This window comes from Meiothermus sp. (assembly GCF_025060375.1).
Lineage (GTDB): Bacteria > Deinococcota > Deinococci > Deinococcales > Thermaceae > Meiothermus.
On sequence record NZ_JANXCG010000033.1, the window covers coordinates 1 to 9449 of the forward strand.

12 protein-coding genes are annotated in these 9449 nt (G+C 65.6%); 8 read left to right on the top strand and 4 right to left on the bottom strand.

The features are described 5' to 3' along the window. The 3 genes from NZ849_RS04120 to NZ849_RS04130 form a co-directional block, all read left to right on the top strand. The coding region (locus NZ849_RS04120) for a dihydrolipoamide acetyltransferase family protein (RefSeq protein ID WP_295404487.1) at positions 1-735 on the top strand (735 nt) is incomplete at its 5' end. A gap of 55 nt (positions 736-790) precedes the next feature. Next, a complete protein-coding gene (gene lpdA, locus NZ849_RS04125; protein WP_295404490.1) occupies positions 791-2185 on the top strand; it encodes a dihydrolipoyl dehydrogenase in 1395 nt (464 codons plus the stop codon). 23 nt (positions 2186-2208) lie between these two features. Then, positions 2209-2751: a septum site-determining protein MinC gene (locus NZ849_RS04130; RefSeq protein ID WP_295404492.1), complete on the top strand. Its 543-nt coding sequence runs from the start codon at positions 2209-2211 to the stop codon at positions 2749-2751. A gap of 461 nt (positions 2752-3212) precedes the next feature. On the opposite strand, the gene NZ849_RS04135 is transcribed toward NZ849_RS04130, so the two are convergent. Beyond that, a complete protein-coding gene (locus NZ849_RS04135; RefSeq protein WP_295404495.1) occupies positions 3213-4439 on the bottom strand; it encodes an aminopeptidase in 1227 nt (408 codons plus the stop codon). A 77-nt stretch (positions 4440-4516) separates the two neighbouring features. Here NZ849_RS04135 and NZ849_RS04140 point away from each other — a divergent pair, with 77 nt between their 5' ends. Then, positions 4517-5368 carry a hydroxymethylglutaryl-CoA lyase gene (locus NZ849_RS04140; RefSeq protein WP_295404498.1) on the top strand — a complete coding sequence of 284 codons (852 nt, stop codon included), beginning with the start codon at positions 4517-4519 and terminating at the stop codon, positions 5366-5368. Between the two features lies 1 nt (position 5369). Here NZ849_RS04140 and NZ849_RS04145 read toward each other — a convergent pair whose 3' ends face one another. From NZ849_RS04145 to NZ849_RS04155, 3 genes are read right to left on the bottom strand one after another with little or no spacing between them, the layout of a single operon-like run. Further along, complete coding sequence (locus tag NZ849_RS04145; RefSeq protein WP_295404500.1) at positions 5370-5684, bottom strand: FUN14 domain-containing protein; 315 nt, start codon at positions 5682-5684, stop codon at positions 5370-5372. Positions 5685-5721: 37 nt separating this feature from the next. Beyond that, on the bottom strand, positions 5722-6570 hold the full coding sequence (locus tag NZ849_RS04150) for an SDR family oxidoreductase (RefSeq protein WP_295404504.1): 849 nt from the start codon (positions 6568-6570) through the stop codon (positions 5722-5724). Positions 6571-6627: 57 nt separating this feature from the next. Continuing rightward, positions 6628-7185, bottom strand: a complete 558-nt coding sequence (locus tag NZ849_RS04155; RefSeq protein ID WP_295404528.1) for an HD domain-containing protein — start codon at positions 7183-7185, stop codon at positions 6628-6630. 53 nt (positions 7186-7238) lie between these two features. On the opposite strand from NZ849_RS04155, the gene ispF reads away from it, so the two are divergent. The 4 genes from ispF to NZ849_RS04175 form a co-directional block, all read left to right on the top strand. Continuing rightward, a complete protein-coding gene (gene ispF / locus NZ849_RS04160) occupies positions 7239-7724 on the top strand; it encodes a 2-C-methyl-D-erythritol 2,4-cyclodiphosphate synthase (RefSeq protein ID WP_295404508.1) in 486 nt (161 codons plus the stop codon). A gap of 99 nt (positions 7725-7823) precedes the next feature. Further along, positions 7824-8192 carry a hypothetical protein gene (locus NZ849_RS04165; RefSeq protein WP_119359906.1) on the top strand — a complete coding sequence of 123 codons (369 nt, stop codon included), beginning with the start codon at positions 7824-7826 and terminating at the stop codon, positions 8190-8192. A gap of 41 nt (positions 8193-8233) precedes the next feature. Continuing rightward, complete coding sequence (locus NZ849_RS04170; protein WP_295404514.1) at positions 8234-8851, top strand: uracil-DNA glycosylase; 618 nt, start codon at positions 8234-8236, stop codon at positions 8849-8851. Then, on the top strand, positions 8848-9449 hold a 602-nt coding region (locus tag NZ849_RS04175), incomplete at its 3' end, for an EamA family transporter (RefSeq protein ID WP_295404526.1). The genes NZ849_RS04170 and NZ849_RS04175, both read left to right, overlap by 4 nt.

Sequence of the window (9449 nt, forward strand, 5' to 3'; positions counted from 1 at the left end):
CAGTACAAGCCCCCCAAGGGCTACGAGGACCGGGAGACCCGCGTGCCCCTGCGGGGGCTGCGGCGGGTCATCGCCCAGCAAATGGTGGCCTCGCACCTCTACACCGTGCGCACCCTCTCGGTGGACGAGGCCGACCTGACCGAGCTGGTGGCCCTGCGCGAGCGGCTTAGGCCCGAGGCTGAGGCCCAGGGGGTCAGGCTCAGCTACCTGCCGTTCATCTTCAAGGCCCTGGCGGTGGCGCTCAAGAAGTTCCCCGCTCTCAACAGCTCGCTGGACGAAGCCAGGCAAGAAGTGGTGCTCAAGCAATACGTGAACATCGGCATGGCTGTGGCCACCGAGGGTGGCCTGATCGTGCCCGTCGTGAAGGATGTGGAGCGCAAGAGCCTGCTCGAGCTTGCCCGCGAAATCAACAACCTGGCTGAGCGGGCCCGCACCGGCAAGCTCTCCCCGGAGGAGGTGAGCGGCTCCACCTTTAGCGTGACCAACATCGGCTCCATCGGAGCCCTTTTCAGCTTTCCCATCATCAACGTACCGGACGCAGCCATCCTGGGGGTACACTCCATCCAAAAGCGCCCGGTGGTGAACGAGCACGACCAGGTCGTGGTGCGCCAGATGATGTACCTCTCGCTCTCCTTTGACCATCGGCTGATCGACGGGGCCGAGGCAGCGCGGTTCTGCAAGGAATTGATCCGGCTCCTGGAAAAGCCCGAGCGGCTCCTTCTGGAAGCGCCATAGTTTTTCATCAGGCAAATTTTGTTTTTCAACCAAGCGCTCAATAGAATGGGGTTCTATGTCCACCATCTACGATGTGATCGTGATTGGTACCGGCCCTGGCGGCTACCACGCGGCCATCCGGGCGGCCCAGCTGGGCAAGAAGGTGCTGGCGGTGGAGGCGGAGCATGTGGGCGGGGTCTGCCTGAACGTAGGCTGCATCCCCACCAAGGCCCTCCTGCATGCGGCAGAGGAGCTCGAGGGTCTACGGCACGGGAGTGCTTTCGGCCTCGAGGCCAAAGAGGCCCGCATAGACCTGAAAAAGCTAGGCGGCTGGCGGGACAGCATCGTCAAAAAGCTCACTGGCGGGGTATCCCAGCTTCTCAGAGGCAACAAGGTAGACCTCAAAACCGGCTTTGCTCGTTTCGTTGACCGGAACACCATTGAGGTGGGGGGTGAGCGCATCCAGGGCAAAACCTTTATCGTAGCCACCGGCTCCGAGCCCAACCCCCTGCCTGGCTTCGAGGTGAACCAGAAGGACATCGTGGACTCCACCGGAGCGCTGCGGGTGGAGGAAGGGTTCCCCAGGCGGCTGCTCTGCATTGGAGGAGGGGCGATTGGGCTCGAGTTCGCCCAGGTCTACAAGCGCCTGGGGGCCGAGGTCACGGTGATCGAGTTCATGGGCCAGATCCTGCCCGCCGCCGACCCCGAGACCGCAGGCCTGCTGGCCAAGGCGCTCACCAAGCAGGGCATCGCCATCAAGACGAACACCAAAGGCGCTAGGGTCGAGCGCAGGAAGGACGGCCTGCACGTGACCCTCGAGGAGGTAAGCTCGGGGAAGCAGGAAGAGATCGTGGTGGACAAAATCCTGGTGGCTACGGGCCGCCGCCCTAGGGGCAAGGGGCTGGGGCTGGAAGCCATCGGCGTCAGGGTGGACGAACGCGGCTACATCCCCACCAACGAGCGCATGGAGACCAATGTGCCCGGTATTTACGCCATCGGCGACGTGACCCGCCCGCCCCTTCTGGCCCACAAGGCCATGAAGGAGGGCCTGGTGGCCGCTGAGAACGCCGCCGGGGGCAACGCCGCGATGGACTACCAGATTCCCAACGTGGTCTACACCAGCCCGGAGTGGGCCGCGGTGGGCCTGACCGAGGAGGAGGCCGCCAAGGCCGGCTATAAGGTCAAGGTGGGCAAGTTCCCCCTCTCAGCCTCGGGCCGGGCCATGACCCTGGGGGCCACCGAGGGGCTGATCAAGCTGGTGGGCGACGCCGAGACCGACCTGCTGTTGGGCGGGCACATCGTGGCTCCGAACGCCTCGGAGATGATCGCCGAGGTCGCCCTGGCCTTGGAGATGGGGGCTACCGTGACCGACGTGGGCCTCACCGTGCATGCGCACCCCACCCTCTCCGAGGGCATCATGGAGGCCGCCGAGCACCTGCACCGCCAGGCCATCCACATCGCCAACCGCTAGGCTTTCTGGTATAACTGCTTCGCATGCGGATACGCGCCACCCTCAACGCCCTGGCCCTGCGGCTCGACGGGAACGAGACCCCCGAGATGCTGCGCAAGGCCCTGGCCGACCTGCCCCCCTTGCCCCTTGAGGTGGAGGTGGCCGGCGCGGTGGGCCAGGGAGTGCTGGAGGCCCTGCTCGAGTTTGGGCGCGAGCGAGGCTTGCAGCTCCGACCCCAGCGGGGCGAAAAATACATCCTCTATACCGAGGTGATTGACCAAACCCTGCGCTCGGGCACCCGCATCGAGTCGCCGGGCACAGTGGTCATCCTGGGCGACGTGAACGCCGGGGCCGAGGTGGTGGCAGCGGGCGATATCATCGTGGTAGGAAAGCTGCGCGGGCTGGCCCACGCCGGGGCCACCGGACGGGAAGAGGCCGCCATTTGGGCCATGAGCCTGGAGGCCAAGCAGCTCCGGATCGCCCACTACGTGGCCCAAGCCCCTGACGGCGGGCAGGCCCTCCGGGGTCCTGAGCGGGCCCGGGTGCACGAGGGCCGGATTGTGGTGGAGGCCTGGGGAAAGCGGTAACGACCTCCCAGACGGAGGCCCGAGGCTCCCCGATTCTCACGAAACGGCCCTGGCCGCGTCCACACCCGAGCCCTGTCCGGGCCTCCACCGGAGCAGGCAAACCCCCAACCTAGGGGGGTGCCTCCCTCCGTGGTCGGGATAGCCTCCGCACCCAAAACCACCCGGCCCCCCCAGGGCAGGTCTTCCAGAATGCCTGCCTCCCCCGCCTTTCCCGTACCCCGCCAGGGACCGGGCGCCTGCGGCCCTTGGAATGTCAGAGGGCGGTTCAGACTGCGGTAGCTGCGGTGCGCTCACACGCGATGCCGCAACCCGGCCTCCGCCCCGGGTCGGGCGGCCTGCGCAGGTGGTGTGGGGGAGCCCATGCAGCCCAGCGGCATGTCTGCAACCCCCTCCTCAAAACCGGGTGATTGCAACCCCTCTACGGGAAGCCCCCACTCCCGCAGGGACCCGGAAATCGGGCCCTAAACCCACTCCCCAGCCCGCATCAAGGGCTCGCTCCTCCCGTCCTGGGTAACGCCATCCACATCCACCTCTGCAGAACCAATCATCCAGTCAATGTGGATCAGGCTGCGGTTGAGCCCTTTGGCCGCCCGTTCCTCTTCCTCCAGGCTAGCCCCTCCCTGGACGCACTCGCTGTAGGCCTGGCCCAAGGCGATGTGGCTGGCCGCATTCTCGTCGAAAAGGGTGTTGTAGAAGAGCAAGCCGCTTTGGGCGATGGGGGAAGACTGGGGCACCAGGGCCACCTCACCCAGCCGCCGAGCTCCCTCATCGGTATCCAGAATCCGCTCCAGAATCTCCCCGCCCCGCTCGGCTCGAGCCTCCACGATACGGCCCTTCTCGAAGCGCACCTCAATTCCCTCCAGCAGACTCCCCTGGTAGGAAAGGGGCTTGGTGCTGCGCACATGCCCCTCCACCCGGTCCTTGTGGGGGGCGGTGAAAACCTCTTCGGTGGGGATGTTAGGGTTGCAGGTCACGCCGTTCTTGGCCCGCACCGCCCCCCCTGCCCAGAGGTGATCCTCGGCCAGGCCAACCCACAGATCGGTGCCGGGTCCCTTGAAGTGCAGCGCCTGGTAGCGCTTCCGATTGAGGTAATCCACCCGTTCCCGAAGCCGCCGGTTGTGCTCAGCCCAGGCTGTCAGGGGATCAGGCTGGTCCAACCTGGAGGCGCGGCAGATGGCCTCCCAAAGCCTCCTCACCGCTTCCTCCTGGGGCAGCTGGGGGAACACCGCCTGCGCCCAGGCTGGATGGGGGTAGGCCACAATCGTCCAGTTGATGTGGTGGGTGCTGATGAGCTCCAGGGCCCGCTGGTAGGCCAAAGAACGGGCCCGGTTAGCCCGGGCCACCCGCTCGGGGTTCTGGTCCTTGAGCAGGTTGGGGTCGCTTCCAGCAATGTGCAGCCGCGCTGAACCGCTCTGGAAAGCCTCTGCCATGCCCCCCAAAAGCCAGCCTGGGGCGCGATCAAAGGACACCTCAGGGGCGTGCAAAAAGCGGGAAAGGGTGATGGCTTCATCCTCATAGAGCACCGTGACCAGCGCGGCGCCGTTCCGGTAGGCCTGCTCGGCAATCCTACGGGCCAAAGGGGCGGCCTCAACGGCCGCCGTCACCACCAGCTCCTGCCCCTCCTGGAGGCCCAAGCCAACCTTTACCGCTACCTCAGCCAGTCGGTCAAGTTCCCAAAACAACTCCATCCCCCCAACTCTAAACCACAAAGGCGGATCGGGCCAGCTGGGTGCAAACCGCCGCCAGGCCCGCTATAGTGGGGGGCGTGAAGTGGGTGGAGTGCCCCCGGGACTCCTGGCAGGGCTACAGCCGGTTCATCCCCACCGAGGAGAAGGTGGCCTACCTGAGGGGACTTCTGGAAGCTGGGTTCCGGAACCTGGACCTGACCAGTTTTGTCTCCCCCAAGTGGGTACCCCAACACGCCGACGCCGAAGCGGTGCTGGCTGCCCTCCCCCCTCCCGAGGGCCGGGAGTACCTGGCTGTGGTCGGGAACCTGAGGGGCCTCGAGCGGGCCCTGCAGGTACCCCACCTGACCAGCGTGGGGTATCCCTTTTCCATCTCCGAAACCTTCCAGAGGCGGAACCTGAACATGGGGCTGGAGGATTCCTGGAGGACGCTTCGGGAGATGGTGCGTGAGGCCCGGGGAAAGCGCTTCGTGGTCTACCTCTCCATGGCCTTCGGCAACCCTTACGGAGACCCTTGGACCCCTGGTCTGACCGCCCAGTTCGTCGGACGGATGCGTGAACTAGAGGGCATCGCGGGCCTGGCCCTGGCCGATACCTATGGGGTAGCCTCGGCCCAGATCATCAGCGAGACCCTCGAAGCGGTAGCCGGGCTCAACGGGAACCTCCAGGGGCTTGGGCTCCACCTGCACAGCCGGCCCGAGGACACCCTGGAAAAGGTAAGGGCTGCCCTGCAGGCGGGGGTACAGTGGCTCGAGGGGGCCCTGGGGGGCATCGGGGGATGCCCCTTCGCGGGGGACGAACGGGTGGGCAACCTGGCTACCGAGAGGGTCCTTCCCTACCTGGAGCAGCAGGGCCACGGGGTGGGGGTTGCGCTGGAGGGGCTGGCCGAGCTGGCCGGCCGGGCCCACCTGCTCCGGACAAAGTACGCCTGAGCTAACCCCGCCGCAACCCCAGCAAAAGCCCTGCCACAAAGGCGCCGCCGAAGGGCAGATTGGTGGTGAGCACCCGCACCAAGGCGTCCCAGGCGCCCCTAAGGTGCTCCTGCTGCAGGAGGGGCTCCACATCGCGCTGGATGCGGGTCCAGTCCACGTTGATGTAGCCCATGGAGGCCAGCACCTGCACCACCACGAAGACCAAACCCAGCCCAATGGCCACCCAGCGCCCAACGGTCTTGATGGCATAACCCACGGCAAACCCAGCCAGCCCCCCAAAAGTGAGCTGGCCGATGTAGGGTTGGATCACTTCCACACCCCTATTGTGCCACGCCGCACGGCGAAGAGGCCGCCTAGCCCTTCTTGCGAAGGGCCTCAAGGGCGTCCCACTGCTCCTTGGTCACCGCGTCCAGAACGTTGAACTCCCCTGCCCCCCAGACCGTCTCCCCGCCGTCAATGAGGACCACATCGCCGGTGATGAACCCCGCATAATCGGAAACCAGGTAGGCTGCCAGATTGGCGAGCTCAGCGTGCTCGCCCACCCTTCTCAGAGGGATCCGCCCCTCGAACAGACGGGCAATTTCCGGGGTGGGCATCAGGCGGCTCCAGGCCCCCTCGGTGGGAAAGGGTCCCGGAGCGATGGCGTTTAGGCGGATGCCGTACTTGCCCCACTCGGCGGCCAGGGACTTGGTAAGGGCCACCACACCGGCCTTGGCCGTGGCCGAGGGGACCACATACCCCGAGCCGCTCAGCGCGTAGGTGGTGGCGATGTTGAGCATCACCCCCTTCTGGCCCCGGGCAATCCAGCGCTTGCCCACCTCGAGGGTGCAGTAGACCGTCCCGTGCAGGACGATGTTCAGCACCGCATCAAAGGCCCTGTGGGAAAGCCGTTCGGTGGGGGAGATAAAGTTGCCAGCGGCGTTGTTGACCAGCACATCAATCCGGCCAAAATGGGCCTCCACCGCGTCCACCATGCCCTTGACCGCATCCGGGTCGCGCACGTCCACCGGTGTGGCGAAGACCTGGCCTCCGGTCTGCTCCGCCATCTCCTGGGCGGCCTGGGCAATCACCTCAGCGCGGCGGCTAGCGATGGCTACCCTGGCCCCCAGTTCCAAAAAGCGGGTGCTCATCGCGCGCCCAAGGCCGGTTCCACCGCCCGTGACCAGAATTACCTTGTCCTTGAGCAAGTCGGGCTGAAACATCAATGACCTCTTGAACAATTTACACCAAGTAAAAAGCTTGAAAACCCCCAGGCTCCCTCAGGCCAGCCCAATCCGCTCAGCATCGGCCTTCAGAGCCTCCAGCACGAAGGCCATGTGCTCATCCAGGTCAACCCCCAGCTCGGCGGCCCCCCGCGCAATCCCCTCCCGGTCCACCCGAGCGGCGAAGGCTTTGTCCTTGAACTTCCTCTTGAGGCTGGCGAGCTCCAGGCTGCGGATGCTCCGGTCGGGCCGGACATAGACCGCTGCGGTAATCAGGCCGACCAGCTCGTCCACCGCGAACAGGGCCTTGGCCATGAGGGTCCTGCGGGGGTATTCGGGCACATCGGCATGGCCCAGGATGGCCTCGAGGACATCCTCCGGGTAGCCCATCTCCCGCAGCATCTCCACCCCCTTGAAGGGGTGGCTCTCGGGGTACTTCTCGTAGTCAAAGTCGTGCAGAACCCCCGCTATCGCCCACTTCTCCTCGGACTCGCCGAATCTGCGGGCGTAAGCCCGCATGGCCGCCTCCACCCCCAGCATGTGCTTGCGCAGGCTCTCTGAGGGGGTAAAGCGCCTCATCAGGGCCAGGGCGTCCTCGTAGGTCATGTAGGCCATTCTCGGCAGCGCTGGACCCAGGGTCAAGGACCCTCAGGATTTAGGATAAGGGAGTGGCAGAGTCTTCCGCTTCCCCACGCTTCGGCTACGGCGAGGACGCGCACCGGCTGGGGGATGGGCTCGAGCTGTGGCTAGGCGGCGTGCGCATCCCAAGCGAGCGGGGTGCAGTAGCCCACTCAGACGGCGACGTCGTGCTGCACGCCCTTTCGGACGCCCTGCTCTCGGCCTTCGCCCTAGGGGACATCGGCGCCTACTTCCCCGACCACGACCCGCGGTGGAAGGGTCTGGAAAGCGGGGTGATTTTGGACCTGGTCCTGCAAAAGGTGCACGAGAAGGGCTACCGCCCAGCCCAAATCAGCGCGGTGGTGGTGCTGGACAAGCCCAGGCTAGGACCCTACCGCGAGAGCATTCAGAAAAACCTGGCCCGGCTGCTGGGGCTTCCCGAGGAACGGGTAGGCCTGACCTTTAAAACCTCCGAGGGGCTGGCCCCCGACCATGTTCAGTGCCGGGCGATGGTCTACCTCGAGCCCCTGCCGTAAGTGCGCCCCCTTGCGTTGACACCCCTTTTCGCAGGCTCCTATAATCACGGGGTAAAAAACGGCTGTCCCTGGAGGGGTGCTGCGTTGAAAGGAGCCAGGATGGAGTACAAGGTGACGCTCTCCACCGAAGAAATCGTGCGCGGTCTGAAGCACTACCGGCGAATCGCCAAGCAGGACGTTCTTCGGGCCCCGGAGACGCCCAACCCAGAGGTCTTCCGCCTGCACGCCGAGGCCCGGCGCGAGGTCTACGCCAAGCTGGCCGAGGTGGCCGAGAACGAGGGGCCCGATGCGGTGGTCAGCCGGGCCCTGGAGATGTACCAACAGCTCCCTTTCGTCACCGGTACCGCTGAGGACGCCCACCCGGTCATCAAGGGCCAGGAGAACGCCCTGGAAAACTTCTTCCTGATGATCGGCCTGGACCCCAAAATCCGCCGCGAAGCGCGAAAGGCCCGTAAGCCCATCGAGTAAATAAACTCCAGCCTCCTAGGGACTGGGGTGTCTTTAGGCCCATGACCCTCGAGCTTCTTGCCGCCCAGGCCCAGGCCTGTACTGCCTGCGGCCTGGCCAAAAACCGCACCCACGTGGTCTTCGGCGAGGGCAACCCCGACGCCCGGCTGATGATTGTGGGCGAAGGCCCCGGAGAGGAGGAGGACCTGCAGGGCAGGCCCTTCGTGGGGCGCAGCGGCCAACTCCTGGACAAAATCCTAGAGGCAGCGGGCATCCCCCGCCAGAGCGTCTACATCGCCAACATCGTCAAATGCCGTCCACCGCAAAACCGCGTTCCCGAGCCCATAGAGGCCAAAACCTGCACCTCGCTCTGGCTCATCCGGCAAATCCAGCTCGTCCGGCCCCAGATCATCATCCCCCTGGGGGCCACCGCGCTGGAGTTTTTTGCCGGGGAAAAGCTCCCCATCACCAAGGCCCGGGGTAAGTTTTTCGACTGGCAGGGCATCAAGGTCTTCCCCATGTTCCACCCGGCCTACCTGCTCCGCAACCCCTCCCGGGCCCCCGGCAGCCCCAAGCACCTTACCTGGCTGGACATCCAGCTCGTCAAGAAAACCCTCGACGAGCTGGGCCCCAAGCAGGGGGTGGAGATCAAAGCGGTCAGCCAAGGAACCCTGTTTTGAACGAGCCCCTCTCCCGCCTCGGCCTCTTTCACCTCTGGGTGGTCTACCTGGTCTGGAGCAGCACCTACCTGGCCTTCAAGGTGGGGGTCAGCAACGGATTTGCCCCGTTTTGGATGGGGGCCACCCGGTTTATCCCGGCCGCCCTGCTCCTGCTGCTGTACGCGCGTTGGCAGGGCTTTCGGGTGCGCCTGAGCGGGGCTGAGGCAATCAGGCTGGCCCTCTCGGGGGCCATGCTCTGGCTGGGGGGCAACGGCCTGATCCTGGTGGCCACGCAGTACGTGCCCTCGGGCTACGTGGCCCTCATGATCGCCACCACCCCCATCTGGACGGCCCTCCTGGAGGGCCTGCTCGAGCGGCGGCGGCCTCCCAAACTCCTACTGGCGGGGCTCTTGGTGGGGCTGGCGGGAATTTTCGTCCTCAACGCCCCCCAGCTCAGCGAGGGGGCCCCCACCCACCTGCTGGCCTCTTTGCTGCTGATCCTATCGCCCCTGATGTGGGCGGGCGGGACGCTCTACACTCAGCGCAAAGCCCCCAACCTGCGCCCGGAGGTGGTCTCGGGCTACCAGCAGCTCTTCGGCGGCCTGGGCTTCCTCCTGCT